This is a genomic window from Nonomuraea sp. KM90 (genome assembly GCF_052246675.1).
GTDB lineage: Bacteria > Actinomycetota > Actinomycetes > Streptosporangiales > Streptosporangiaceae > Nonomuraea.
This window is the reverse complement of sequence record NZ_JBQQCB010000051.1, coordinates 12045-37046: the sequence shown is the minus strand read 5'-3', so window position 1 is coordinate 37046 and position 25002 is coordinate 12045. Positions and strand designations below refer to the sequence as shown.

The following is a 25002-nucleotide window of genomic DNA, read 5'->3' as shown; positions in this document are numbered from 1 at the left end:
GGCCGTTACCACCGGGGGCCCTGAGCGCCGGGGACGCCCAGAGCCCCGTCCTGCCGACGTCTTGATTGTCGGAAGCCTCGTGTTTCCGCTGGTCGACTTCGGATGGCCGGCCTGGGGTGGATCGCGCTGGGCTTCTCCGGGGCTGACGTGCGGCACGTGGACCCGGCCGTGCTCCCGGAGTTACGCGCCGTCGGCCGGGTCGTCGGCGAAGCCGCCGACACCGCTCACGAGTGGCAGCGGCAGCCGCCCGAGACCTGGCTGCGATCGTCCAGATGGCCGCACGCCTTCGTGGCGGTGGAGCGGCTCAAGGACATGAGCCACTTGAGCGGCGAGCTGCGGCGGGCGGTCGCGGCCACCGGGCTGCCCATGGACGAGATGGTGTACATGACCGTCCACGAGTAGGACCACGCATGCACATGCCGGGCCTGCCTGGCCGCTCATGGTGAGCGCGCGGGCGTACGGTCGAGAACGCCGGCAGGCTCACGCGGGATCCTGATCGAGAGGCGGTCACGCCGTCGCTTCGAGGGCGTAGTCCCAGAGGCGGTCGGCGGCGGCGGGGTCGACCGACCAGGCGGCGACGCCGGTGGTCGCGTCCGGGCCGCCCGGCACCACCTCGGCCTCCTGGTTGTCGTTCGAGAAGTACCGGCCGGTGACGCCGTCCAGCAGCGGGGACGCGGCGAGCAGCACCGAGGTGGACGCGCCCTGCTCCGGGGACTTGAAGAAGTCGGGGGTCAGCAGGTTGCCCTCGTCGTCCATCGCGCCCATCGCCCGCATCGTCGCTTCGTCGACGTGCCGCTGCAGGTTGGTGTGGATGTAGCCGGGTTCGAGCGCGTTCGCGGTGATGCCGTCGGCGGCCCAGCGCCGTGCCGCGCCCACCGCGAGCAGCACGTCGGCCGTCTTCGACTGCCCGTACGCGGCCCACGGCTCGTACGGGCGCCGCTCGAAGTGCGGGTCGTCGAAGTCGAACGGCTCGCGCAGCTGAATGCCCGAGCTCACCACGACCACCCGCGCGCCGCCGGCCTGCCGGAGGTTGTCGTGCAGTCCGGTGATCAGCGCGAAATGCCCGAGGAAGTTCGTCGCCAGCTGCAACTCCCAGCCGTTGGCGGCGACCTGGCGGGTGGGCAGCGCCATGATCCCCGCGTTGGCCACGATCGCGTGCACCGGCCCGGTCCAGCCGGCCGCGAACGCGCGTACCGAGCCGAGGTCGCTCAGGTCCAGGGCCTGCTGCCCGGGGCCGGGGTTGCGGGTGGCGACGGTGACCTCGGCCCCGGCATCCCGCAGCGCCCGCGTGGTCTCCAGGCCGATCCCGGAGGCGCCGCCGGTGACGATGATCCGCCGTCCGGTGAGGTCGAGGCCGGTGAGGATCTCGGCGGCCGTGGTCTTGGCGTTGAACGGGGTGCTGATACGTGTCATGACCTCAACCGTAAGAACTCCGGGTTGGACGCGGAATGCTTGCCGATCCACGATGGTTGCGTGATCGTCCAGCGCTGGAACGGCCGGCGTCTCCAGTCCTGGCGCCTCACGCCCGCAGGGTGCCCCACCGTGATCGGCCTGCCTACGCGCCGCCGCCGGCCCGGTACAGGACGGGATTGAGCGGGGCGTCCGGAACGGCCCCCACCTCGGCACCGCTCAGCCACGCGCGGAGGTCGTTCGCCTGGTGGTCGTTGACCGGTCGGGCGACGGTGATGTCGGCGTCCATGTAGATCACGGTCATGACCCTGCGCGGGATGCTCGACCGGTTCGGCGGGGCGTGGTGGAACGTCCATCCGAGGTGGTAGCTCACCTCGCCGAGCTGATAGGGCGTCCCGACGTGCGGGAAGTCCCGCTCGGCGAGCGCCTGCCGGAGCGCGCGCTCGGACTCCTCGCTGATGGGCAGGTCACGGCCGTACTCGAAGCGATGGCTGCCGGCCGCGAAGGACAGCGGGCCCATCTCGGCCGGTGTCTCCTGCAGGGGGATCCAGACCGTCACCGTGCGGTCGCCGGACAGGGGCCAGTAGTACTGGTCGGCGTGCCAGGGGGTGATCCCGCCGCCCGGCTCCTTGTACAGGGCCTGGTCGTGGTAGAGCCGGACGCCTTCGACCCCGAGGAGTTCGGCCGCGATGCGGGCCAGGCGCGGTGAGAAGACGAACTCGCGGACCGGGTCGCTGTGCCGCCACAGGTTGGTGACCTGGAGGAACGCCTTGCCGTAGGTGTCGCGCTCCTCCAGGGGCAGGTGCTGGGTGTTGAGCTCGATGACCTTGGAGGTGATCTCGGGTTCGTACGCCGCGATCGTCTTGGCGTCCAGCACGCCGGGCAGCTTCACGAAGCCGTCTTCGTCGAAGCGCCGCACCGCGGCGGCGTCGAGGTCGTACGGGAGCTCGAGATCATGAGGGCGGATCGTCATGTGATCAGCTTGTCCGCGCACACGCCATTCGACCACCCCGCCGATGGCCATTCTTGACTCATCGGCGGCAGGCGCTTCCCCCGCGGTCCTCCGTCACGAGCACGGCCCGCGAACCGGGACGGGCGGTCGGTCTGTTACGAGGGCACCCTGACGCTGTGGCGGGAGCCCACCGAGACCGTGCTGCCAGGGCTCACCACCAGCCCGCTGCCGTCACACCGGAGGCCGGTGTGAACGGTGACGTACACGTTGGTGTCGTTGGTGACCTGTGAGAACCCGACGCCGCTGCTGAGGCAGCCGGCCTTCGGGTCGACGATCACCGTGGTGTGCCCCGAGCCGCGCAGGATGAGCTGTCCGGTCGCGGCGCCGGCCGGTGCGGTCGCGACGGCCAGCGCTGAAGCAGCCGTCGCCGCCGCGATGACACAGCGGGTGATGACGCGCATGATTGACTCCTTTGCTGATGATGGGGTTGATCCGTGCCGCCGGTGGCCGGCGAGGGGCCGAGGACTACGAACCTGCCCTCGTGCACGTCCCCAGGTTCTCCCGGTATCCGGTGCACGCCTTGAAAAGACCGCTGGAGCTGTTGAAGGTGCTGGTGTTGTACCACTGGGCCAGCACACCGGTATGGGTGGCGTTCCTGGTGCGCAGGATCGCGCCGCTGCCGCTGCGAAGAGTGACCTTGGTGCCTTCGTTCAGCAGAGCTTGGGCGTGATAGCCGCGTGCGGTTCCCCCTGTCCCGTTGCAGTACCACACCCGGACGGTGTCCTTGTTGGCGCTTGCCACCTTCCGGCAAGGTGCGGCTGAGGCACCGGACTGAGTGGTGGCGGCCTGGGCCGGTGTCGTACCGAGCAGCGCCACGGCCAGGGTGCCGGCCGCCAGGGCACTGATCCCGACGATCTTCACGGCTGCCTTCATGGATCCCTCTCCCCGTTCGGGTGACCTTCGCTCAGGCACTGTCGCATGTCACGGCTTCAATACGGCTTCAACCACGCGACCACCCCTGAACGTGTCCGCAGCCGGAGACGGTCCGAGGTCAGTCGAAGCGCACCGACGCCGTACATTCCGGCGATGTGCCGGGCGAGCTCCTCGTCTCCGCCATCACCGTGCCGTTGACTGTGATCCGGCAGGTGACGTTCCGTGGTCGTAGCTCACGGTTCGACCGCCTTGAGCGTTTGGGACTGCTGATCGAGACGTTGTTGTTCGTGCAGGTCGAGCAGGAAAAGGCCCAGCGCGATGGGCAGCGCCGCCAGTCCGGCCATCCAGCCGCCGACCGCGAACATCTTGCCGCCGAGGCCCTTGGCGGCCACGGTCACGACACCAAGGGTGGCGCCGACCAGGCCGACCAGGCCCAAGATCAGGGACAGGTTGCCGACAGCCGGCGCATCGGGAGGCGATCAGCGGGCCGCGTGACCTGGGCGGCCATGAGATCGGTCGGCATGTCGGTCAGTGGGAAGGCCCGGCTGCTTGACGGGTGGGGGTGCATGGACGGGCTCAGACATGCAGGGTGGGCCGGTAGATGAGCTCTTGGGTGCGGCCGTCGAGCGTCTGGCACTCGATCAGCTCGAGGTCGAAGTCGGCCCCACCCTGGAAGATCGGGTCCAGTCCGGTCTGACCGGTGATCACCGGGAAGAGCGTCACCTGGACGCGGTCGACCAGGCCGGCGGCCATCAGCGCCCGGTTCAGCGACAGGCTGCCGTGCGAGCGCAACGGCACCTTGGACTCCTCCTTGAGCCGGGCGACGATGTCGACGGCGTCGCCGCTCACGACGGTCGCGTCCGGCCAGTCAAGGGGTTCTTTCAGCGTGCTCGACACCACCGTCGCCGGCAGGTCCCTCATCCGGGTGACCCATGGGTCGCGCATCTCGGACTCCTCGGTGCTCGAGGCCAGCATCTGCGCGTGCGCCCGATACGTGTTGGCCCCGAAGATCATTCGCTGCTCCTGGTCGTACAGGGAGAGGCGGCGTTCGAGCAGCTCGGGGCCTTGCTTGCCCCAGTAGCCGGTCCAGTCGCCGCCGGCGGCGCCGAAGCCGTCGAGGCTGGTGAAGACGTCGAAGGTGTAGGTGGCGGTCATGATGTCCTCCTCGAGTTGTACGGGTGTGTCGATACAGACCGGGAATCGCGGCGAAACCCATCGCCGTCGGACGGTGCCCGGACGCGGATTGACCACGGCCAGGACGGTCGCGAAGGTGGGCGTGGTCAGCGATACGGCGGCGAGAAAAAGGTCACCGCTCGGATCGTCGATCCCATGGCGAGAAAGTATGGCCGCATCGGCGGGCCGCACTCCAGGGCAGCAGCCGGACTATTGCCGGACAAACAGCACGGCCCCGCAGCCCGTACTCCCGCCGAGATTCTCGGCGGCGCCGGCCGACCTCCAGAGTCCGCTGAATGTCCGGTCGCTGACCTCGTCAGGCGCGCTTCCGTGGATGAGGATCGGTAACCGGCAGCCGGTGGACCGACAGCTTGGAGGCGCACATGAAGCACGCCATGACAGGTGAGATGTGGCTGCAGCACACCCATCTCGACAAGCTGTACGGCTACCTGCCCGGAATGGCCGAAGCGCTGCCGTTGATCTTCGGGATGAGCCGCGTGGAGTACCGCGACATCATCGCCCGGTACGACGCCCGCGCGCGCGAGGCAGCGAAAGGCATGCTCGCCGACGAGGCGTTCGCCGCCCGGGTGGGCGCTCTCCCCGTGCAGCCCGGGCAGACGATCCTCGCCATAGGCGACAGCATCACCGACGACCTGCAGTCCTGGGCCGAGATCCTGCGCCATCTGCTCGATCCGCGTGGGGTGCGGGTGGTCAACGGCGGCTTGTCGGCGCACACCACCGCCATGGTGCTGCGGCGCTGGCCGGCGACGCTGGCCGCGGCCCGCCCGGACTGGGTGATCTGTGGCCTCGGCGGCAACGACGTCACCCGCGTCGGCCCGGACGCGGCCAAGCCGCAGGTCAGCCTGCACGAGAGCGTGGCCAACCTGCGCGAGTTGCGCCGGATCGGCGGCGCTGTCGCGAGATGGGTGTGGATGACGCCGGTGCCGGTGATCGAGGAGCGGGTCACCGCGTCGCCCACCTTCGGCTTCAGCCAGGCCACGTGGCGGAACGCGGACATCGTCGCGCTGGCCGGGGAGGTCAAGGGTTTCGCCGATCCCGTCGTGGACCTCACCGCCGCCTTCGGCGTTCCCGCCCGGCCGGACCTGCAGGGAGCCGACGGTGTGCATCCCTCCCTCGAAGGACAGATGGCGATCACCCGGTCGTTCGTGGAGCGGTTGACGTAGCAGCGGCTTCGTTCCTGTAGAGGAGTTGTGCGGTGAACTACCCCAGACAGGGCGCGGCGGACAGCCGCGTGCCGGCCACCGGAGAGGCGCACACCGCCGGCCGCGCGAGCTGGTGGCGCTTCGCCTGGCACTTCCTGGAGATGGTCGTGGCGATGCTGGCCGGGATGCTGGTCCTGGGGGCGGCGCTGAACGCGGTCCTCGGCGCCGCCGGGTGGGGCTATTCCCACGCCGACCAGCCGATGATCGGCTCACTGGAGATGGTGCTCACCATGTCGCTGGGCATGGCCGCGTGGATGCGCTACCGCCGGCACGGCTGGGCGAGCACCCTGGAGATGGTGGCGGCCATGTTCGCCCCGCTCGTGGTGCTGGTGCCGCTGCTGTGGGCGGGGGCGGTCTCCGGTGGGACGACGATGACCCTGCTGCACGTGCTGATGCTGCCGGCCATGCTGATCGTCATGCTCCGCCGCCGCGAGGAGTACAGCAGGGCGCACGGCCCGGTCCGGCCGGCCGCGCGGGTGATCGGCCGCGGCCTGGCCGTGCTGCTCGCCTTGCTGCTCGTCCCCGGTGCCGTGTACACCGCGGGTTCGGCGGCGTACGCGCGAAGCCAGTACGGCCGGCCCGGGGTCACCACGGCCACCGCCACGCCTGCGGTGCACGATCCGGGCAAGCCCACTGCCGTGGTCGTCGTCGGCAACAGCGGCGCCAACATCGCCGACGCGCTCGTCTCGTACGAGGTCCTGGCCGTCACGGGAGCGTTCAACGTCTACACCGTCGCGCCGGAACGCCGCCCGCTGCCCCTGCTCGGCGGGCTGGATCTGGTGCCGGACCTCAGCTTCGCGCAGCTGGGGCAGCGGCTGAGCGGTTCGGCCCCGGACGTGACCGTCGTGCCCGCCATGCCGGACTCCGACGTGTCCGACCGCGCCAGGGTGACCTCATGGATCAAGGACACCGCGAGCGACGGGCTGCTGCTGAGCGTGTGCGCCGGCGCGCAGCTGGTGGCGGAGACCGGGCTGCTCGACGGGCGCGACGTGACCTCGCACTGGTACCGGCTCGCCGAGTTCGAACATGACCATCCCGGCGTGAACTGGCGGCGCGGGATCCGCTACATCGACGGCGGCGACGTGATCAGCACCGGCGGGTTGCTGTCGGCGGTCGACGGGACGCTGCGCGTGGTCGAGCGGCTCGTCGGCACCGACTCCGCCCGGGCCGCCGCCCAGGCCGTCGGCTGGCGGTACTACACGCCCGGGAGGGCCGCGGCGCTCCCCCAGTCGGAGCTGACTTTCAGCGACGCCGTTCTCCACCTGCTCAACGTGGGCTTCCGCTGGGACGCCCCGACCGTCGGAGTGGTGCTCACCGACGGCGTCGGCGAGCTCGAACTGGCCGCCGCGTTCGATCCGTACGCCGAGCACTCCATGGCCGCCCGGACCGTCGCGGTCACCCCCGACGGCTCCGCCGTCCGCTCCCGCCACGGGCTGACGTTCGTCCCGCGCGGCACCCTGGCGAACGCCGCGGACCGCTTCGACCGGCTGCTGGTGCCCGGCGCCGCCGCGAGCCCCCACCCTGCCGTCGACGCCGCCCGCCGGGCCGGCGTGCCGGTGGAGTACCTCCGATCACAGCCGGGCTTCGCCTTCGACGCCGGGCTGCGGGAGGTGGCCCACGCCATGGACGTCCCGACGGCGCAGTGGGCCGCCAAGGTCCTGGAGTACCCGGCCGGCGGGCTCGGGCTGTCCGGTCCCGGGTGGCCGTGGACGCTGGTCCTGCGCCCGCTCTTCCTGGGCCTGGCGGGACTGGCCGCCGCCCTGGGCGCCGCCTGGCTGATCCGGCGGGCCCGTACCCGCCGGCCGGTGGATGCCCGCAGCCAGGAGTGAACCCCCAGGACGTCCGACCAGCCACCGAGATCCGCCACGGCCGGCCGCTGAGCTGCGCTTGGAGACGGCTCCAAGTTGTTCACAAGCGCTGATCGCAAGACACCTTCCCGGTGTGTCGTGTCTTTCGCACGGGGGTCCAGTACGCAGACACGATGTTCACCTCGCGACAGGCGGAAAGGCTGCGTAAGGAGGTGGCTGACCCGTCCCTGGGAGACTGGAAAGAACGCCTTACCCCGACTGCGGGAGGTGGCGTTCGTCGGTGGGGTAGTCGGCCGAGCGGCTCACGTCGGCCCACTTCTCGGTTTCCGCGGCGCGGAGCTCGGCGGCCTTCTGGGCGGAGGCGACGGCGTCGCTGCCGAGGAGGAGCCGCCGGGGTGGGTCGGCGTCGCGGACGACGTCGATGATGATCCGGGCGGCGCGGGCCGGGTCGCCGGGCTGGGTGCCGTCGGTGTCGCGCCGGTAGCGGTGGATGGCGCCCACGGTCTGCTCGTAGTCGGGCCCGACGGGGTGGATCTCCATGGAGGAGCCCTGCCAGTCGGTACGGAACGCGCCCGGCTCGACGATGATGACCTTGACGCCGAAGGGTGCGACTTCGTTGGCGAGGACTTCGGAGAAGCCTTCGACGGCGAACTTCGCGGTCTGGTAGGCGCCCATTCCGGGGGTGCCGCCGACGCGTCCTCCGATGGAGGAGAACTGTACGAACACTCCTGATCGCTGGGTGCGCAGGACGGGCAGCGCGGCCCGGGTGACGTTCACGACGCCGAACAGGTTGGTCTCGATCTGGGCGCGGAAGTCGTCCTCGGCCATCTCCTCGATCGGCGCGCTGTTGCCGTAGCCGGCGTTGTTGACGACCACGTCGAGGCTGCCGAAGGTGTCGGTGGCCTCCTTGACCGCCCGGGAGGCCGCGGCGGCGTCGGTGACGTCGAGCGCGACCGCGCGTACCCGGTCGCCGTGCCGGGCCACCAGGTCGTCGAGCTGCTTGGGGCTGCGTGCGGTGGCGATGGCCTGGTCGCCCGCTTCGAGAACGGCTTCGGCGAGGCGACGTCCGAGGCCGCGCGATGCTCCGGTGATGAGCCAGGTCTTGGCCATGGGTGTTTCCTTCGTGGTCGATCTTCTCGCTAACTGTCTCATCAATGTAGCACTTAAATGGTCAATCTTCGTTGTGGAGTGACACAAATCTCTTCATGTGCTACAGAGACCCCTGCTGGTCCCGGTACGTCTCCAGCAGCCGCAGCCACACCTCGCTGATGGTCGGGAAGGGCGGCACGGCGTGCCAGAGGCGTTCGACGGGGATCTCGCCGATGATCGCCACGGTGGCGGAGTGGAGGAGCTCGGCGACGCCCGGCCCGGCGAAGGTGGCGCCGACGACGGTGCGGCGGTCGGGGTCGATGAGGGCGCGGGCCCTGCCGCGGTAGTCCGGGCTGTGCTGGATGGCGCCGGCGACGTGTCCGAGGTCGTGGTCGACGACGTGGACGCGGCGGCCGGTGCGCCGGGCTTCGATGGTGGTGAGGCCGACACCGGCGATCTCGGGGTCGGTGAAGACGACCTGGGGCACGGCCGCGAGGTCCGCGGTGCTCGCGTGGGGGCTCCAGCGTCCGGTGTCGAGCGGGGTTCCGAGGGCGCGGGCGGCGATGACGGCGCCGGCGATGCGGGCCTGGTACTTGCCCTGGTGGGTGAGCAGGGCCCGCCGGTTGACGTCACCCGCGGCATAGAGCCAGTCGCCGGGGACGGCGGTGACGGTGAGGGTGTCGTCGGTGGCGAGCCAGTCCCCGGGGGTCAGGCCGACGGTCTCGAGGCCGATGTCGCCGGTGCGGGGCGCGCGGCCGGTGGCGAAGAGGATCTCGTCCGCGGTGAGCCGGTCGCCGTCGGAGAGGGTGCTGCGGACCTCGCCGCCCGTACGGTCAGCGGTGCGTACGGTCACGCCGAACCGCAGGTCGGTGCCCGCTTCGCGGAGGCGGTCGGCGACGAGCTCGCCGACGAAGGGCTCCATCTGCGGCAGCAGCCGGGTGCCGCGGGCGAGGAGGGTGACCTCGGTGCCGAGGGCCTGCCAGGCCGTGGCCATCTCGGTGGCCACGACGCCCGCGCCGACGATGACGAGTCGTCCGGGCGGCCGCGCGGCGCTGGTGGCCTCGCGGCTGGTCCAGGGGCGCAGGTCGGCGAGCCCGGTCAGGTCGGGGAGGGCGGCGCCGCTGCCGGTGCACACGGCCACGGCATGCCTGGCCCGCAGGTGGACGGTGCCGCCGTCGGGGGTGGTCACGGCCACGCGCCGTGGCCCGTCGAGGCGGCCGTGGCCGCGTTGGAGGTCGATGCCGGCCGTCCTGAGCCATTCGACCTGGCCGTCGTCGTTCCAGTGGGCGGCCATGCGGTCGCGATGCGCCAGCACGGCGGCGGCGTCCAGCGGTCCGGCGGCGGCCGGGTCCAGGCCCGGCACCCGGCCGGCGTCGGCCCGCAGGAGTGCGGGCCGCAGCAGGGCCTTGCTCGGCTCGCACGCCCAGTAGGAGCACTCGCCGCCGACGAGTTCGTTCTCCACGATGACGGTGCTCAGGCCGGTGGCGGTGGTCCGGTCGGCGACGTTCTCGCCGACCGGACCGGCCCCGATCACGACCACGTCATAGGTACGGGTGTCTTCGGTGGTCACTGGTCCTCCATGGTGTGGCCGTGTCTCGGGGATGCCGCCGGTCAGCGGCCGGGCAGCCGTTCGGTGATCTCCTGCAGGAACCAGCGGTTGCCGTCGGGGTCGGCGAACGAGGCGAAGGAGCCGTAGCTGGCCCGCTGCGGGTGCAGGCCCATGACGCGGCCGGTCTCGCCGGCCTGGTGGAAGGCGCCGGTGGCGTCGTGGAACGGGCCGGTGACGTCGACGCCGCGGCCGGCCAGTTCCTTCTGGGCCTGCTCGATGTCGGACACGATCAGGTGCAGTCCCTGGACCGTGCCGGGTTCGGCGTCGGTGAGGCCGTCGCCGAAGATGATCGAGCAGGCCGAGCCTGGGGGAGTGACCTGGATGATCCGGTAACCGTCGTTGATGGGGAAGTCCGCGTCGAGGCGGAAGCCCAGCTGCCGGGTGTAGAAGTCCCTGGCGCGGTCGGTGTCGGATACGGGCAGGACGACGACTTCGAGCTTCATGTCCATGGTCGTGATCTTCCTTTCGGGTCGTGGGGCTATCGGGTGGCGCGTGCGGCCTTCTCGATGACGCCGGCCACGGTCTTGGGCCGGGAGACGGCGACGGAGTGGGAGGCGCGGACCTCGACGGAGTGCGCGTGGGCGCGCTTGGCCATGTAGCGCTGGACCGCGGCGGGGATGTTGAGGTCCTGGGTCGTGATGACGGCCCAGGTGGGCTTGTCCTTCCAGGCGGCGGCCTCGGTCTTCTCCTCCAGGGCGGACTGGGCGATGGGCCGCTGGGTGGCGGCCATGAGGGCCGCGGCGCCGGCCGGTACGTCGGCGGCGAACTGGTGGCGGAACTTGCCGGGCTTGATGTACAGGTCGGTTCCGGCGGTGCCGTCCGGGAGGGTGAAGGGGGTCGGGTCGAGGGCGGCGGGGAGGGTGGAGCCGGGGTACTTGTTCGTCAGCTCCAGGGCGGTCTCGCCGGGGGCGGGCAGGAAGGCGGCGACGTACACGAGGGCCTTGACCTGGGGGTCGTTCGCGCCGGCCACGCTGATGACCGAGCCGCCGTAGGAGTGCCCGACGAGGATCTTCGGCCCGGCGACGTGGTCGAGGACGCTGCGGAGCGCGGCCGCGTCGTTGGCCGGCCCGCGCAGCGGGTTGGCCGCGGCGACGACGGGATAGCCGTCCGCGCGCAGCTCCTCGATCACCGCGTTCCAGCTGGAGGCGTCGGCGAAGGCGCCGTGCTCCAGCACGATGGTCGGCTTGGCCGGCTTGTCCGCCGCGAGGGCGGGCGTGGCGGCGGTGGCGAGGAGACCGATGGCGACCGTCGACAGGACGCCCGACATGAGCCCCCGGCTGCGTACACCCTTGCTGCTGACCACGAAATTCCCCTTTCACAAGGCTTCTGACGAAGGTGGTGAATCTGGCGTCACCACTGTCGTCCGGGGAGGATCGCGGCCACATCGGTCACTTGACGGTCAGTCACGAGGGGTCGGCCGGACCGTCGTTCGGCGGCACCGCCCGGCCGTGGGCCGCGAGCCGCGCGCATGTCCCCGCGTACGGCCGACTGACCGCGCCGCGGCGTGCGTGACGTGCGGCCGGAGCGCCTCGCCGATGCTGACCGTCAACTGACTGATGTGCCGGGTGCCGGCCGCGAACGAGAGTGAGACGCACCCCAACAGCTGACGACCCAGTGCTTCAGCGAGAGGAAACCTCATGAAACGCCTTTTGATCATTCTCGCGGCCGGCCTGCCGCTGGCGGCGGCGACAGCCCTGCCCACCAGCGCCGCCGCCGCGGCCGTCGCCGCCCCCTTCACCTGCTCGTCCATCTCCGTGAACGCCCCGGCGGGCACCACGGTGGAATCCGTGACGGCGCAGCGCCGGGAGGCGGGCACCGTGACCGTCCCGCCGGTGACGCCGCTGCCCGGTGCCGAGATCCCCGGTGTGCCGGCCCGCTGCGAGGTCACGGTCACGCTCACCCACCCGGGTGTCGGCGACCACGCCAAGGTGCGGGTCTGGCTGCCCGAGACGGGCTGGACCGGCCGCTTCCAGGCGCTCGGCGGCAGCGCCTTCGCCGCCGGCGACTACGGCGCGGGCCTGGCCGGCGCGGTCAAGACCGGCTACGCCGCCGCGACCACCGACGCCGGCGTCAGCACCTACCTGGACACCACCTGGGCCCTGAACAGCGCGGGCGAGGTCGATACGGCGCTGCTGAAGAACTTCGCCGACCGCTCGCAGCACGAGATGACGGTCGTCGCCAAGCAGGTCGTCGCCAAGGTGTACGGCAAGCCCGCCTCCTACTCGTACTGGAACGGCTGCTCGACCGGCGGCCGCCAGGGCTACATGGAGGCCCAGCGCCACCCCGGCGACTACGACGGCATCCTGGCCACCGCTCCGGCGATCAACTGGGACGAGTTCGAGGTCGCGACCGTGTGGCCGCAGGTGGTGATGAACGAGGAGGACACGTTCCCCTCCCCCTGCGAGTTCAACCTGTTCAACCAGGCCGCCGTCAAGGCGTGCGACCCGCTCGACGGCGCCCGTGACGGGCTCATCGGCGACCCCGCCGGGTGCGACTTCGACCCGCGCCGGCTCATCGGCAAGACGGTCGAGTGCGAGGGCGAGCAGGAGACCATCACCGCGGCCGACGCGGCCGTCGTACGCAAGATCTGGGACGGCCCCCGCACGCCGTCCGGCAGGAAGCTGTGGGCCGGCGTCCCGATCGGGGCCGGCTTCGACCTCGCCGGCACCAAGCTCGGCACGGACGGCACCCGCGTGGGCGCGCCGTTCCCGGTCCCGGCCGCCTGGGTCGCGACGTGGCTGAAGCGGCAGCCCACCTACGACCTCTCGACGATCACCTACGCCGAGTTCGCCAGGCTGTTCGAGCAGTCCCAGGCCGAGTACGACACGATCATCGGCACCGACGACCCCGACCTGTCGGCGTTCCGGAAGTCCGGCGGCAAGCTGCTCACCTGGCACGGCCAGGCCGACCAGCTGATTCCCGCCCAGGGCACCGTGGACTACCGCCGGCGGGTGGAGCGGGCCATGGGCGGCGGGAGCCGGGTCGACGACTTCTACCGGCTGTTCCTGGCGCCGGGCGTCGCCCACTGCGCCGGCGACACGAGCACCGGCCCCAAGCCCACCGACGCCCTCGGCGCCCTGACGGCCTGGGTCGAGCAGGGCAAGGCCCCGCGGACGCTGAGCGCCGCCATCACGGACTCCTCCGGCGAGACGGTGACGCGCGAGCTGTGCCTGTACCCGTCCGTCTCCCGCTACAGCGGCCACGGCGACCCGGCCGACGCCGCCGGCTACTACTGCGCCCCGGTCCGGCACTGACCACCATCCGCTCGTCGAAAGGCCACCCGTCATGACCACGAAGGCTCCGTCATCCCTGCTGAGGCTGTACCTGGGCCGTGGAGTCCTGGCCGTGGCGTGGGCCGCGGCGTTCGCCTCAGCGCACGACCCCATTGACGCCCTCGCGATCACCTTGCTGGTCGTCTATCCGCTGATCGACGCGGTGTCGTCGCTGATCGAGCTGCGCGCGGCCCCGGACGGATCGGCGGATCGCCTGACGCTGTTCAACGGGCTGCTCAGCGCGTTGGCCGCCGTCGGCGTCGGCCTCGCGGGAGCGGGCGGGGTGCCGGCGGTGCTGCACGTGTTCGGTGCCTGGGCCGTCGTCTCCGGCGCGGCGCAGGTGCTGGTCGGGCTGCGGCGGCGCGGGCCCGAGCTGGGCCCTCAGTGGCCGATGCTGATCGCGGGCGGTCTGTCGTTCCTCGTGGGCATCTTCTACAACATCCAGGCCCTCGGGGACACCGCCTCGCTCGATGTGCTGTCGGTCTACGCCACCGGCGGCGGCGTGTTCTTCATCATCCAGGCCGGGCTGCTGGCCTGGCGTGCCCGCCGGCCCCGGGCGCGGACCGTCTGACGGTGATCGGCCGCCGACACACCGACAGCCTGCCGGATCTCATCCGGCAGGCTGTCTCGGTGTTCGAGGGTGGTCGTCGCGGTCGTCAGAGGTGGTCCACGTCGACGACGGCCTGGGCGAAGGCGGTGGGCGCTTCCTGCGGCAGGTTGTGGCCGATGCCCGCCAGGGTGCGGTGATCGTAGGGGCCGGTGAACATGGAGCGGTACGACGAGCCGTCGCCCGGCGGCGCCGTGAAGGGGTCGCGCTCGGCGTCCAGGGTGATGGTCGGCACCTTGATGACCGGCCGGGCGGCGAGCCGCTTCTCCAGACCGTCGTAACGGCGCTCCCCGTCGGCCAGGCTCAGCCGCCACCGGTAGTTGTGGATCACGATGGCGGCGTAGTCGGGGTTGTCGAAGGCCGCGGCCGTTCGGTCGAAGGTGGCGTCGTCGAAGTCCCACGTCGGGGAGACGGTGTCCCAGACGAGCCGGGCCAGGTCGTGCCGCTTGTCCCTGTCCTGCATGGCCTTCCGGCCCCGCTCGGTGGCGAAGTAGTACTGGTACCACCAGGCGTACTCGGCCTTCGGCGGCAGCGGTTCGAGGTTGGCCTCGAGGTTGGTGATGAGGTAGCCGCTCACCGACACCAGGGCCTTGCACCGCTGCGGCCACAGGGCCGCGATGATGTCGGCGGTCCTCGACCCCCAGTCGAAGCCGGCGAGAACGGCCTTGTCGATCTTGAGGGCGTCCATCAGGGCGACGATGTCGAGCGCGATCGCCGACTGCTGGGCGTTGCGGAACGTCTTCGAGGACAGGAACCGCGTCGTGCCATGGCCGCGCAGGTAGGGCACGATCACCCGGTAGCCCTGCGCCGCCAGCAGCGGAGCGACGTCGACGAAGCTGTGGATGTCGTAGGGCCAGCCGTGCAGGCAGATGACGACGGGCCCGCGGGCCGGGCCCGCCTCGGCGTAACCGATGTCCAGCAGCCCGGCCTTGACCTGCTTCAGCGGAGCGAAGGACGTGTGCGCGCCGGGCGTGGCCGCCGGCGACGTCGGGGTCGCTCCGCGCGTGGTGGCGGAGGCGGCCGGGAAGGCCTGCAGACCCGCCAGCGAGGCGACGGTCGCGCCGGTGGCCAGACCGACGGCCTTGCCGAAGGTGCGCCTGTTGATCATGAGGAGTCCTCCGTGTCATGTCACAAGAAATGCAGCATTTATTACTGTTTCTGGCAGTGGAATCCGACACATCAGTCAGATGACGGTGAGACACGGCGGACGGCGGCCGTGCCGGTCGCGCGTAACCCTCTCCCGGAGCACGGCGTCCCGGCAGACCGCGCCGGACCAGCGACGCGAGGCGCACAGGAACATTCAGTCATTCGACTGTTCCTGCCCGGGCACATGTGGACAATCCTTGATCGGACCTGGTCCTGAGCCTTCCGGAGGATCCGTGAATCCCACTCCCGTCGTCTTCATCCATGGCGCGTGGCTCCACGCGTCGTCGTGGGATTCGTGGAACGAGCGCTTCGCCAGTTTCGGGTTCGCCGCCTGCGCGCCGGGCTGGCCGGGGGAGCCCGCCACGGTGGGCGAGGCCCGCCGGCACCCCGAGGCGCTCCACGAGCTGGGGCTCGACGCGCTCACGGAGCACTACGCGCGCATCGTCCGTTCCTTCGACACCCCGCCGGTGATCGTCGGCCACTCGGTGGGCGGGCTCATCGCGCAGCACCTCCTCGGCACGAACGCCGGCCGTGCCGCGGTCGCCATCGCCCCCGCCCCGGTCGATCACGCGACCGGCCTGGCGCCCGGGGAGCCGTGGCCGGTGTCGATGGACGCCGGGGGGTTCCGGCGGTTGTTCGCCAACGCGGTCACCGAGCAGGAGTCCGCCGAGCTGTTCGAGCGCCACGTCGTCCCCGGGTCACGCCGGCTGCTGGCCGAGCTGGGACACGGCGGCGCCGTACGGCACCCGCGGGCGGTCGTGGACCACGGCAACACCGGCCGCGGCCCGCTGCTGCTGATCTCGGGGCAGGAGGACCGGCTGGTGCCCGACCACGTCACCCGGGCCGTGTACAAGTTGTACGGCGACTCGACGGCCACCAGCGGCTTCAAGCAGTTCCCCGACCGGGCACATTCGCTGGTCGTCGACAGCGGCTGGCGGGCGGTCGCCGACTACGTGCTCGTCTGGCTCGCCGAGCGAGGGGTGCGCGCCGACCCGGCAACGTGGTGAGGGGTCAGATGTCGCCGTCGCCGGCTTTGCCCAGAGCGTCGCGCAGCGCGGCGCGCGAGGTGATGCCCAGTTTCGGGAAGACGCGGTAGAGGTGGGAGCTGACGGTGCGCGGTGACAGGTGCATGCGTTCGCCGATCTCCTTGTTCGTCAGCCCGCTCGCGGCCAGCTCCGCGATGCGGCGTTCCTGCCAGGTCAGCGCGGTCAGGTACGACAGCGAGGCGCGGGCCGGCGCCCCTGAGGCGCGCAGCTCGGCCTGGGCGCGTTCGGCCCAGCCCGTCGCTCCGAGCCGCTCGAAGGACTCGGCGGCGCGAACCAGGACGGGCCGTGCGGCCTTGGGCCCCTGGGTGTGCCGGAGCCGGACGCCGTGGGCCAGGCGGATGCGCGCCAGCTCGAACGGGAAGCCCGCCGCGGCCGGGTGGGCCTCGGCGCGGGCGTACATGTCCTCGGCCTCCTTCTCGTCGGCGGCCGTCATCGCCAGGGCGCCGTACGTGATGAGGGCCAGCCGGGGGGAGACGGCGGGCAGGCCGGCGTCGAGGGCGGCCCGGGCGTGCCGGCGGGCCTGCTCCAGGCGCCCGGTGTGCACGGCGGCCTCGACCAGGTCGAGCAGCGTGCGTGCGGCCTGGTGGGCGTAGCGTTCGAACGATCCGGGCGGCGTGATGCCGATGGCGTACAGGTAGGCGGCTTCGTGGTCGCCCTCGCTCAGGGCCGCCTCCGTGCCGATGGCGTCGGCGATCTGGGTCAGGAAGCCCACGCCGCGCGGGCGGGCCCAGGCGTCCAGGACGGCCTGCGCCTCCCGGGCCCGATCGACCTGCCCGCGCAGGGCGGCCAGGAGCCCCAGGTAGGCGCGGGTGTGGTGGGCGAACAGCGTGTTCCCGTGGGACGTGGTCAGCTCCAGCGCGCGTTGGCCCGTACGTTCGGCGTCGTCCCACTCGCCGGCGGCCAGCTGGTCGAGCATGATCAGGTGCAGCATGGTCATGCCGGTGGCCACCGCGCCGGTCTCCACCTCACGGTCGACGGCCCGCTGCAGGTAGGGGCGGTACTGGCCCAGCGTGTCGACGTGGTAGGCGGCGACGGCCAGGCGCGAGACGTCCCACGGCCCCAGCTCCGAGACACCGGCGAAGGCGCGCTCGACCCGCTCGTGCACGCCCGCGCCGTGCCGGACGACGTCGCTCCACGCGTCGCGGTAGATCGCCGAGCGGGTGTCGATCCGGTCCCCGAGAGAGTCCATGAGCTGCTCGGTGCGGCCCCACAGCGCGGCGTCGCCGGCGTACTGGCTGATGGCCAGCAGCACGTTCACCAGCCGGGTGAGTGCTTCGGCGGGCTCGTGCGCGCTGTCCTTCCGCAGGCTCTCGATCGCCGCCGCGACGTGGCGATGCGCGGAGCGTACGTCGCCGTCTTCGTACAGGGCCACGTAGGCGGAGGTGACGACCGTGGCGGGGGACTCGCTCGCGCCCGGCGGCAGGTCGGAGCGGAGGAGTTGCTGCACCTGGTCCAGGAGCGCGGCATGCCCGGCGATGAAGGCGGCGTCGCCGAGCCGCCTGGAGCGGTCGGCGGGGGTCTCGCTCAGCTCCGCCGCGCGGATCAGCCAGGCCACGGCGGCGACCGCGCCGCCGCGCCGGGTCGCCGAGTCGGCCGCGGCTTCCAGCGCGGCCGCCACCTCCTCGTCGGGATCCACGATCGAGGCGGCCAGGTGGCGGGCGCGCCGCTCGACGTCGTGGCGGTGCACCCCCGCGAGCTCGGCGTGTGCCGCGCGCCGCTGGTTGGGGGTCGCCAGCCGCACGACGGTGGTGCGGATCAGCGGGTGCCGGAAGACGAGGTCGCCGGTGGCGGGGTCGGAGTCGAGCAGGCCCGCGGCGACCGCCTCGTCGGCCCCGCGCATGCGGTAGCGGGCGCCGGGGGCGTGGTTGCCGCCCGGCCCCGCCCCGACGCCGTCGAGAGCGCCGCGCAGCAGCTCCGCGCGTACGGGACCGGGCAGGCGTTCGATGCGGATGCCGTAGACGTGCTGCAGCCGGCGCGACAGCGGGATGTTGCCGAATCCGAGGAGCTCCTCGGCCGTGCGTCCGGTGTGTCCGCCGTTCACGTAGGCGGGCAGCTCCAGCAGCGCCAGGGGGTTGCCCATGGCGTGCTCCATGACGATGCGCCGGGTCTGCGGGTCGAGCTGCGGGTGGCGCAGGTCCAGCAGCTGCCCGGCGGCCCTGTCCGGCAGGGCGGCCACGGGGAGCTCGGGAAGCGCGGCCGTGTCGAACCGCGAGCCCAGGTCGGACCGTACGGCGATGAGCATCTTCACGGAGCTGCCGGTGAGCCGGCGCCCCACGAACCCGCACACCTCGGCGCTGGAGGCGTCCATCCACTGACCGTCGTCGAGCACCAGCAGGAGCGGCCGCTCCGACGCCGCCAGGGACAGCAGGTCGAGGACCACGATGCCGAGGGACATGACCGACGGCGCCTTGCCCTCGCGCAGCCCGAAGACGACGTCGAGGACGGCACGGTGGCCCTCGTCGAGCTCGGCCGAGCGGGGCAGCAGCGAGTACAGCAGCTGGTGCAGGCCGGCGAAGGGCAGCTCCGCCTCCGCCTCGACGCCGGCGGCGCGGATCACCCGGTGGTTCTCCGAGGCGGCGAGGCCGGCCACGTGGTCGAGCAGGGCGCTCTTGCCGACCCCGGTCTCGCCTCTGAGGATGAGGGCCTGCCCCCCGGTGGCCGCCATGAACGCCGACAGTTCCCCTTGGACGTCATCCCGGCCCACCATCGTCGAGACGAGCGACTCCACGCTTCCCTCACTCCTTCGGGTAGGGCCGATCAGGCCAGAGTCCTTGGCCACGAAGCGCTGACCTAATAAGTGCCTCATAAGAGTAGCGCTTGGAAGTATAACTTTCCCATTAATGTGACACTAAGTTGCTTCATATGCTACGGGACGGAGTATCTTGACCAGGTGAGAGCAGACGCGACGCGCAACCTGGAACGCGTCCTGAGCACGGGCGCCCGCATGCTCGCCGACGACCCCTCAGCGACCATCGCCGCCATCGCCGCCGCGGCGGGAGTGGACCGCCGCACGGTCTACCGCCGCTTCGCCTCCCGCGAAGACCTCATGGCCGCCGTCTACGGGGCCCGCTACGACGCGGTCGAGGAGGCCATCGAGGCCGCCAGGCTGCGCGAGGCCCCCGTCGCGGTCGCGCTGCATCGCTACGTCGAAGGCATCATCGCCGTCAACCGCAAGTGGCCCGTGGAGACGAGCCGGATGCTCCGCGACGTGACGATCCAGGAGCGCCGCCGCCGGCTGATCGACGAGGTCGACGCCTTCCTGCGGCGCGCGACCGACGAGGGTCTGCTGCGCTCCGGCCTGCCGCCCGGCTGGGTGGCCACCGTCCTGCCGCCGCTGCTGGAACGCGCCGCCGAGGACCTGTCCGAGCTGAGCGCCGCGCAGGCCGCCGACGTCGTGGTCGACACGCTGCTGCGCGGCGTCGGCACCCCGCAGGCGCGCTGACCCCGTCACCCGGCCGTGGCTGCCACGAAGGCCGTCACGGCGCGCGCGAAGGCCTCCGGCTCCTCGACGTGACCGAGATGGCCGCTGTGCTCCAGCAGGACCAGCCCGGCGCGGGGGATCCCGGCGGCCAGCTCCCCGGCCCGGCGCGGACCGCAGATGACGGAGGACAGTGGCGCGAACGCCTCCATGTTGCGCGCCGACTCGGCGAAATGCTCGGGGCCGGTCACCGGGGCGCTTTGGTAGCGCTGGGCGACGCGCCCGACGTTGACGGTGTGCGTGGCCGGCGACAGCGGGGTCGTGGCGGCGGTGTTCATGTGCCCTTCTTTTGCGTCCGGCGGTTCGCGAGATTTCGGGTGACTCGACACGGCGTACGACCTTAGGCGCCGCCTGCATGCGGGACGTTGACGACGCGTATACCCCGGAACGTCCGAGCAGGTAGCAGTGGTCGAGAGGCATGAGGGTGTCACTCCGTTCGCGGGCGGCTCTCGTCAGCTTCCGCATCCGAAAATGGACCGTCAAGTCCAAAAGAGCTCATCCGTCACTGCTTTGACCGGTGACGGATATGCTGAGATTATCATCACCAGTCAGACAGGTGACGCATTCCCCGGCGAAAGGAGGATCCGGTGCTCGTATCGAATCTCATGAGGGTGTTGGCGGTGGCCGTGCTCGTGGTGGCCGTCGCCCTCGCCTGCTTCGCCCAGGTGGTCTGAGCGCGAACAAGCCGGACGGCGGGCGCGGCGGCAGGTCGCGTCCGCCGCGCGGTCGGGCCGGAAAGGGTCACGCCAGCAGGTCCGCCAGCCGGTCGATCTGCTCGATGTCGTCGGACCAGCAGCTGAGCATCACCTCGTGCGCTCCGAGGTCCCGATGGGCGGCGACGGCTTCCCGGATCCCCGCGGCGGTCGTCGCCATCGCCTGCACGGACTGCGCGGCGAGCTCCGGTGCGAACCCGTAATAGCGCAGCAGCGCCGCCCGTGCCTCCGCCACGGTGGGCTCCGGCCCCAGCGCGACGTTGACCTGGGCGACGAGCAGCGGTTCGCCCGGCCGGCCCGCGTCCTTCCACTGCCGTCTGACGAGCTCGAACAACGCCCCCGCGTACCCCGGTGGAGCCGGGCATACGTAGCCGGTGCCCCACCGGGCGATCCGGGCCAGCGCCGGCCGCGCGAAGCCGCCGAAGAGCAGCTCGGGACCTCCCGCCCGCACCGGGGCCGGACCGACCGGCCCGAGACCCGGGGCGACCGGTTCGCTGGCCCAGACCCGGCGCATGGTCGCCAGCTGCTCGTCCATCCGCCGCCCGCGAGAGGCGTGATCGGCGCCCACGGCCTGGAAGTCGTCCTCCCGCGCGCCGACCCCGAGACCCAGGGCGAACCGGCCACCGGACAACCTGTCGAGCGTCGCGCTCTGCTTGGCCAGCAGCACCGGGTCGCGCAGCGGTGCGAGCACCACTTCCGACTGCACCCGGATCCGCTCCGTCACTGCCGCCATGGCGGCCAGCATGACCATGGTCTCGGGGTTGTCGTACACGATCCGGTCCGGCACGCCGATCCTGGCGTACGGACCGGCGTCCGCCCGCCGCGCCCACGCGACCAGCGCGGCGGGATCGACGAAGGGCACGGCGAGTCCGAGTGTCATGTGCGCTCAGCCTTCCGTGGCGCCGGACAGGACGGCGAGGGCGGCGTGCGCCTGCTCGCGCAGCACGGGCACGAACCGCTGCGCGGGCTCCGGCAGGCCGGACAGGACGAACGCGACCTCCTCCGGCGTGCCGACCTGGTCGAGGAATCCCACGATCAGATGCCCCGCCACGGTCGGCGAGGTGGCGACGACTTCCCGGGAGAACGCGGTCCACTCCTCCGGCGAGAGGTGCTCGCGCAGCGCCGGGAACAGGATCGGCTCTTCATGCTCCAGATGCCGGTGCACCAGGGCCCGGACCGCTTCGGCGGCCCGCCGCAACCCCGGGCGGTCACCGTCCCGGTGGCTCGGCGCGGCCTCGAGGGCGTCGAGTGCGGCGTCGAGCTCGTCGTGCTCCTCGCTCAGGACGGCCAGTTGCGCCGCCGCCTCCGGCGCCACCGCCGCGATCATCGGCCACAGCTGGTGGTCCTCGGTCTCGTGATGGTGGCGCAGGTTCTGGACGAGGAACTCGCGCAGCTCGGCCAGGGCCGCGAGGGGGACGGAGGGCCGGAGGGCGGCCTCGGCCAGCAACGTCGTGGCGCGCCGGTGGAATGCGTGAATGAGGCGGGTCTCGGTGACGGCCCCGGCCTCAGCGTTGGTCGACATGCCGGGGAGCGTAGAAGCAGCGGGAGGAGGTTCCGTTGACGAACGGTTGGCGCCCGAGACGGGCGTCCATCTCGTACGTATACGTCCGCTTGTCCCGGCGTCGGGCGTCCGGGCCCCCCCGGCGAAGCGTCGTATCCGGGCACTTTCGGTAGGGTCGCGGCAGGACTCGCGCGCGGCTGGGGGGAGAGACAGCCGACGATTCCGAGGGTAGGAGTGCCGCATCATGCCACTTTTCGGACGGGGAGCCGAGCTGAAGGCCCTGGCCGAGCTCGTCGACGCCCCCGGGGGCGCCGGCGGCGTTCTCCTTCGGGGGGAGGCCGGCATCGGGAAGTCCGCGCTCGTGGCGGCGGCGGTCGCCGCGGCGTCGGCCGCGGGCCTGCGCGTGCTGACGACGACCGGCGTGGAGGCCGAGCGGGATCTCGCGTACGCCGGGTTGCACCAACTGCTGTACCCGGTCCAGGCAGGCGTGGACGCGCTGCCGGCCCCGCAGCGTGACGCCCTGCGCGGCGCGCTGGGCCTCGCCGAGGCGGCCGAGCCCAGCGCCCACCTTGTCGGCCTGGCCACGCTGACCCTGCTGGCCGAGGCGGCCGCCGCCCGGCCGCTGCTGGTCGTCGCCGAGGACGTGCACTGGCTCGATCCCGCCAGCGCCGACGTCCTCGCCTTCGTGGCGCGCCGGATCGAGTCCGAGCCCATCGTCATGATCGCGACACTCCGGGACGGCGAGCGCTCGCACCTGCAGGACGCCGGGCTGGCCCCGATGCCCGTTGCCCGGCTCTCCGACGAGGTCGCCGCCGAGCTCCTCGACTCGATCGCCCCCGGCCTCACCCCGGCGGTACGGGCGCGGCTGCTGGCGGAGGCCGCGGGCAACCCGCTGGCGCTGACCGAGCTGCCGGCGGCCCTGGAACACCACGGCGGCCCGGACCCACTGATGTCTCTGAGCGATGACCGGGGCGGGCTGGGCCCGGTGCTGCCCCTGAGCGAGCGTCTCGAGCGCGCGTTCACCGCCCGGGTGGCCGCCCTGCCGGCTCCGGCCCGCACCGCCCTCCTGGCCGCGGCGCTCAACCAGAGCGATTCGGTCGCCGAGACGCTCGCGGCCACGGGCCTGATCCTGGGGTCGGCTGCCGAGCCGGAGATCCTCGCACCGGCCGCCGAGGTCCGGCTGATCGACCTCGCCATCGGCACGGTGACGTTCCGCCACCCCCTGATGCGGTCGGCCATCGCGGCGGCCTCGACGCTCGCCGAACGCCGGCAGGCCCACCTGGCGCTGGCCGAGACGCTGCACGAACAGCCGGACCGGCGGGCCTGGCACCGGGCCGCCGCGACGGCCGGAGCCGACGAGGGCGTGGCGGCCGAGCTGGACCGCGCGGCCGACCGGGCCCGGCACCGGGGCGGGGTCGCCGCCGCCATCGCGGCACTGGAGCAGGCGGCCCGGCTGAGTGAGGGGCAGGACCGGAAGGCGCTCAGGTTGCTGAGAGCGGCCGAGCTCGCGGTCGAGTCCGGCAGCCGCGCCACGGCCGAGCGTCTGGTGCGCGACGCACAAGCCCTCGAACTCTCCCCGCGCCGGCGCGCCACCGCCGCCTGGCTGCTCAGCGGCTTCGAGGACGGGGTGCGCGAGGACGTCTCCCGCGTGTCAGAGCTGGCCGAGCTGGCCGGGTCGGTGGCCGCCGACGGCGAGGTGGAGCCGGCTGCGCGGATCCTGTGGGGGGCGGCCATGCGCTGCTTCTGGTCCGAACCGGGTCCGGCCGCGCGCCGCTCGTTGCTGGAGGTGGCCGACCGGCTGCCCGTCCCCGCCGACGACCCGCGCATGGTCGCGGTCGCCGCGTACGTCGCGCCGTTCGAGCGGGGCGGCAGCACGCTCGACCAGCTGCGCAAACTGGCCGGCACGGCCGGTGCCGTCCCCGAGATCGATCGTTACCTGGGCAGCGCGGCCCTGCAGGTCGGGGCGTTCGACCTGGCTGCCCGCTTCTCCGCGGCGGCCGCGCCCGGCCTGCGTGCTCAGGGCCGGCTCGGGCTGCTTCCCCGGGCGCTGGCCGTCCAGGCGTGGAGCCGGGCCCGGCTCGGTGACCTGGCCACGGCCGTACCGATCGCGGCGGAGGCCGCCAAGCTCGCCCAGGAAACCGGGCAGCCGTTCATGTACGGCCTGGCCACGGCCGTCCAGGCCGAGATCGCCGCGCTGAGGGGCGACCACGGGCGGGCCAGAGCGCTCGCCGACGAGGCCGAACGGGTCGCACTCCCGGCCGGCGCCCGGCCCGTCCTGGCCACCGTCCAGCTCACGCGCGGGCTCGTGGCCCTGAGCGAGGCGCGCTTCGACGACGCGTTCGCCGCGTTGAGCAGGATTCTCGATCCCGCGGACCCCGCCTACCAGCTGGCCCTGCGCGCGTACTGCCTCGCGGAGCTCACCGAGGCCGCCGTACGTGCCGGGCGTACCGACGACATGCGCGACATCCTGCGCGGCCTGGAGCCGCTGGCCGCATCGACGCCGTCACCGGCGCTGCACATCGGGCTGCGCTACGCGCGCGCCGTGCTGGCCCCGAGCGAGGAGGCGGAGAAGCTGTTCACGGCCGCGCTGCGGGCCGACCTGACCGGGTGGCCCGCCGAACGCGGACGCCTCCATCTGGCGTTCGGCGAATGGTTGCGGCGGCAGCGCCGGGCCGCTGAATCCCGGTCGCACCTGCGTACGGCCAGGGAGACGTTCGACGCGCTCGGCATGGCCGCGTGGGGCGAGCGCGCACGAGGGGAGCTGCGCAGCGCGGGGGAGTCGAGCCCGAACCGGGACCCGGACGCGCGGGAGAAGCTCACCCCGCACGAGCTGAACATCGCGCAGCTGGCCGCCGAGGGGCTGACGAACCGGGAGATCGGGCAACGGCTGTACCTTTCTCACCGCACTGTCGGCACCCACCTGCACCGGATCTTCCCCAAGCTGGGGGTGAGCTCCCGGGCCGATCTCGCGCGCATGCTCAGGACCCTCGAGGAAAGGCATGCCTCCCGATAAGGGCCCGATCCTGCTCACGGCGGCCCATC

23 protein-coding genes are annotated in these 25002 nt (G+C 72.1%); 8 read left to right on the top strand and 15 right to left on the bottom strand.

Annotated elements, in window-relative coordinates; genetic code table 11:
* Positions 1-102: 102 nt before the first annotated feature.
* Positions 103-402 (top strand): hypothetical protein, encoded by a 300-nt coding sequence (locus tag ACTWPW_RS36080; protein WP_443171280.1) that lies wholly within the window; start codon positions 103-105, stop codon positions 400-402.
* A 105-nt stretch (positions 403-507) separates the two neighbouring features.
* Here ACTWPW_RS36080 and ACTWPW_RS36075 read toward each other — a convergent pair whose 3' ends face one another.
* From ACTWPW_RS36075 to ACTWPW_RS36050, 6 genes are all read right to left on the bottom strand, one after another.
* The gene (locus ACTWPW_RS36075) at positions 508-1413 is read right to left on the bottom strand and encodes an SDR family NAD(P)-dependent oxidoreductase (RefSeq protein WP_443171279.1); all 906 of its coding nucleotides are present in this window, start codon (positions 1411-1413) and stop codon (positions 508-510) included.
* 142 nt (positions 1414-1555) lie between these two features.
* On the bottom strand, positions 1556-2383 hold the full coding sequence (locus ACTWPW_RS36070; RefSeq protein ID WP_375112964.1) for a phytanoyl-CoA dioxygenase family protein: 828 nt from the start codon (positions 2381-2383) through the stop codon (positions 1556-1558).
* Between the two features lie 134 nt (positions 2384-2517).
* Positions 2518-2823, bottom strand: coding sequence for a hypothetical protein (locus ACTWPW_RS36065; RefSeq protein WP_375112965.1), 306 nt, complete (start codon positions 2821-2823; stop codon positions 2518-2520).
* Positions 2824-2887: 64 nt separating this feature from the next.
* A complete protein-coding gene (locus tag ACTWPW_RS36060) occupies positions 2888-3295 on the bottom strand; it encodes a hypothetical protein (protein ID WP_443171278.1) in 408 nt (135 codons plus the stop codon).
* A gap of 233 nt (positions 3296-3528) precedes the next feature.
* Positions 3529-3732, bottom strand: a complete 204-nt coding sequence (locus tag ACTWPW_RS36055) for a hypothetical protein (RefSeq protein WP_443171277.1) — start codon at positions 3730-3732, stop codon at positions 3529-3531.
* Positions 3733-3871: 139 nt separating this feature from the next.
* The gene (locus ACTWPW_RS36050) at positions 3872-4450 is read right to left on the bottom strand and encodes a dihydrofolate reductase family protein (protein ID WP_443171276.1); all 579 of its coding nucleotides are present in this window, start codon (positions 4448-4450) and stop codon (positions 3872-3874) included.
* A 413-nt stretch (positions 4451-4863) separates the two neighbouring features.
* Here ACTWPW_RS36050 and ACTWPW_RS36045 point away from each other — a divergent pair, with 413 nt between their 5' ends.
* Both ACTWPW_RS36045 and ACTWPW_RS36040 read left to right on the top strand, forming a co-directional pair.
* Positions 4864-5652, top strand: a complete 789-nt coding sequence (locus ACTWPW_RS36045) for an SGNH/GDSL hydrolase family protein (RefSeq protein WP_443171275.1) — start codon at positions 4864-4866, stop codon at positions 5650-5652.
* A 32-nt stretch (positions 5653-5684) separates the two neighbouring features.
* On the top strand, positions 5685-7520 hold the full coding sequence (locus ACTWPW_RS36040; protein ID WP_443171274.1) for a DJ-1/PfpI family protein: 1836 nt from the start codon (positions 5685-5687) through the stop codon (positions 7518-7520).
* A 228-nt stretch (positions 7521-7748) separates the two neighbouring features.
* Here ACTWPW_RS36040 and ACTWPW_RS36035 read toward each other — a convergent pair whose 3' ends face one another.
* From ACTWPW_RS36035 to ACTWPW_RS36020, 4 genes are all read right to left on the bottom strand, one after another.
* The gene (locus tag ACTWPW_RS36035; protein WP_375112970.1) at positions 7749-8609 is read right to left on the bottom strand and encodes an oxidoreductase; all 861 of its coding nucleotides are present in this window, start codon (positions 8607-8609) and stop codon (positions 7749-7751) included.
* A gap of 100 nt (positions 8610-8709) precedes the next feature.
* Positions 8710-10158, bottom strand: coding sequence for a dihydrolipoyl dehydrogenase family protein (locus ACTWPW_RS36030; RefSeq protein ID WP_443171273.1), 1449 nt, complete (start codon positions 10156-10158; stop codon positions 8710-8712).
* A 41-nt stretch (positions 10159-10199) separates the two neighbouring features.
* Complete coding sequence (locus ACTWPW_RS36025) at positions 10200-10646, bottom strand: VOC family protein (RefSeq protein WP_443171272.1); 447 nt, start codon at positions 10644-10646, stop codon at positions 10200-10202.
* Positions 10647-10675: 29 nt separating this feature from the next.
* Entirely contained in the window at positions 10676-11500 is an 825-nt protein-coding gene (locus ACTWPW_RS36020; RefSeq protein WP_375112973.1) for an alpha/beta fold hydrolase, read from the bottom strand.
* Positions 11501-11834: 334 nt separating this feature from the next.
* Between ACTWPW_RS36020 and ACTWPW_RS36015 the strand changes: the two genes are divergently transcribed.
* Entirely contained in the window at positions 11835-13451 is a 1617-nt protein-coding gene (locus ACTWPW_RS36015) for a tannase/feruloyl esterase family alpha/beta hydrolase (RefSeq protein WP_443171271.1), read from the top strand.
* A 31-nt stretch (positions 13452-13482) separates the two neighbouring features.
* Positions 13483-14040: a DUF308 domain-containing protein gene (locus ACTWPW_RS36010; protein WP_443171270.1), complete on the top strand. Its 558-nt coding sequence runs from the start codon at positions 13483-13485 to the stop codon at positions 14038-14040.
* Between the two features lie 85 nt (positions 14041-14125).
* On the opposite strand, the gene ACTWPW_RS36005 is transcribed toward ACTWPW_RS36010, so the two are convergent.
* A complete protein-coding gene (locus ACTWPW_RS36005; protein WP_443171269.1) occupies positions 14126-15184 on the bottom strand; it encodes an alpha/beta fold hydrolase in 1059 nt (352 codons plus the stop codon).
* Between the two features lie 271 nt (positions 15185-15455).
* On the opposite strand from ACTWPW_RS36005, the gene ACTWPW_RS36000 reads away from it, so the two are divergent.
* Positions 15456-16229 (top strand): alpha/beta hydrolase, encoded by a 774-nt coding sequence (locus tag ACTWPW_RS36000; protein WP_375112977.1) that lies wholly within the window; start codon positions 15456-15458, stop codon positions 16227-16229.
* Between the two features lie 4 nt (positions 16230-16233).
* On the opposite strand, the gene ACTWPW_RS35995 is transcribed toward ACTWPW_RS36000, so the two are convergent.
* Complete coding sequence (locus tag ACTWPW_RS35995; RefSeq protein WP_443171268.1) at positions 16234-18996, bottom strand: AAA family ATPase; 2763 nt, start codon at positions 18994-18996, stop codon at positions 16234-16236.
* 162 nt (positions 18997-19158) lie between these two features.
* Here ACTWPW_RS35995 and ACTWPW_RS35990 point away from each other — a divergent pair, with 162 nt between their 5' ends.
* The gene (locus ACTWPW_RS35990) at positions 19159-19710 is read left to right on the top strand and encodes a TetR/AcrR family transcriptional regulator (RefSeq protein ID WP_443171267.1); all 552 of its coding nucleotides are present in this window, start codon (positions 19159-19161) and stop codon (positions 19708-19710) included.
* Between the two features lie 5 nt (positions 19711-19715).
* On the opposite strand, the gene ACTWPW_RS35985 is transcribed toward ACTWPW_RS35990, so the two are convergent.
* From ACTWPW_RS35985 to ACTWPW_RS35975, 3 genes are all read right to left on the bottom strand, one after another.
* Positions 19716-20024: an alpha/beta fold hydrolase gene (locus ACTWPW_RS35985; RefSeq protein WP_443171266.1), complete on the bottom strand. Its 309-nt coding sequence runs from the start codon at positions 20022-20024 to the stop codon at positions 19716-19718.
* Positions 20025-20487: 463 nt separating this feature from the next.
* Positions 20488-21339, bottom strand: a complete 852-nt coding sequence (locus ACTWPW_RS35980; RefSeq protein ID WP_443171265.1) for an LLM class flavin-dependent oxidoreductase — start codon at positions 21337-21339, stop codon at positions 20488-20490.
* Between the two features lie 6 nt (positions 21340-21345).
* Positions 21346-21981 (bottom strand): hemerythrin domain-containing protein, encoded by a 636-nt coding sequence (locus ACTWPW_RS35975; protein WP_443171264.1) that lies wholly within the window; start codon positions 21979-21981, stop codon positions 21346-21348.
* Between the two features lie 223 nt (positions 21982-22204).
* On the opposite strand from ACTWPW_RS35975, the gene ACTWPW_RS35970 reads away from it, so the two are divergent.
* Positions 22205-24973: an AAA family ATPase gene (locus ACTWPW_RS35970; protein WP_443171263.1), complete on the top strand. Its 2769-nt coding sequence runs from the start codon at positions 22205-22207 to the stop codon at positions 24971-24973.
* Positions 24974-25002 lie beyond the last annotated feature (29 nt).

Excerpts from the sequence above, each read along its gene's own strand:
- ACTWPW_RS36015 (WP_443171271.1), top strand. The coding sequence starts at position 11,835 with ATGAAACGCCTTTTGATCATTCTCGCGGCCGGCCTGCCGCTGGCGGCG.
- ACTWPW_RS36045 (WP_443171275.1), top strand. The coding sequence starts at position 4,864 with ATGACAGGTGAGATGTGGCTGCAGCACACCCATCTCGACAAGCTGTAC.
- ACTWPW_RS35970 (WP_443171263.1), top strand. The coding sequence starts at position 22,205 with ATGCCACTTTTCGGACGGGGAGCCGAGCTGAAGGCCCTGGCCGAGCTC.
- ACTWPW_RS35975 (WP_443171264.1), bottom strand. The coding sequence starts at position 21,981 with ATGTCGACCAACGCTGAGGCCGGGGCCGTCACCGAGACCCGCCTCATT.
- ACTWPW_RS36010 (WP_443171270.1), top strand. The coding sequence starts at position 13,483 with ATGACCACGAAGGCTCCGTCATCCCTGCTGAGGCTGTACCTGGGCCGT.
- ACTWPW_RS36065 (WP_375112965.1), bottom strand. The coding sequence starts at position 2,823 with ATGCGCGTCATCACCCGCTGTGTCATCGCGGCGGCGACGGCTGCTTCA.
- ACTWPW_RS36060 (WP_443171278.1), bottom strand. The coding sequence starts at position 3,295 with ATGAAGGCAGCCGTGAAGATCGTCGGGATCAGTGCCCTGGCGGCCGGC.
- ACTWPW_RS36070 (WP_375112964.1), bottom strand. The coding sequence starts at position 2,383 with ATGACGATCCGCCCTCATGATCTCGAGCTCCCGTACGACCTCGACGCC.
- ACTWPW_RS35980 (WP_443171265.1), bottom strand. The coding sequence starts at position 21,339 with ATGACACTCGGACTCGCCGTGCCCTTCGTCGATCCCGCCGCGCTGGTC.
- ACTWPW_RS36035 (WP_375112970.1), bottom strand. The coding sequence starts at position 8,609 with ATGGCCAAGACCTGGCTCATCACCGGAGCATCGCGCGGCCTCGGACGT.
- ACTWPW_RS36050 (WP_443171276.1), bottom strand. The coding sequence starts at position 4,450 with ATGACCGCCACCTACACCTTCGACGTCTTCACCAGCCTCGACGGCTTC.
- ACTWPW_RS36025 (WP_443171272.1), bottom strand. The coding sequence starts at position 10,646 with ATGGACATGAAGCTCGAAGTCGTCGTCCTGCCCGTATCCGACACCGAC.
- ACTWPW_RS36075 (WP_443171279.1), bottom strand. The coding sequence starts at position 1,413 with ATGACACGTATCAGCACCCCGTTCAACGCCAAGACCACGGCCGCCGAG.
- ACTWPW_RS36005 (WP_443171269.1), bottom strand. The coding sequence starts at position 15,184 with ATGATCAACAGGCGCACCTTCGGCAAGGCCGTCGGTCTGGCCACCGGC.
- ACTWPW_RS35985 (WP_443171266.1), bottom strand. The coding sequence starts at position 20,024 with ATGAACACCGCCGCCACGACCCCGCTGTCGCCGGCCACGCACACCGTC.
- ACTWPW_RS36080 (WP_443171280.1), top strand. The coding sequence starts at position 103 with ATGGCCGGCCTGGGGTGGATCGCGCTGGGCTTCTCCGGGGCTGACGTG.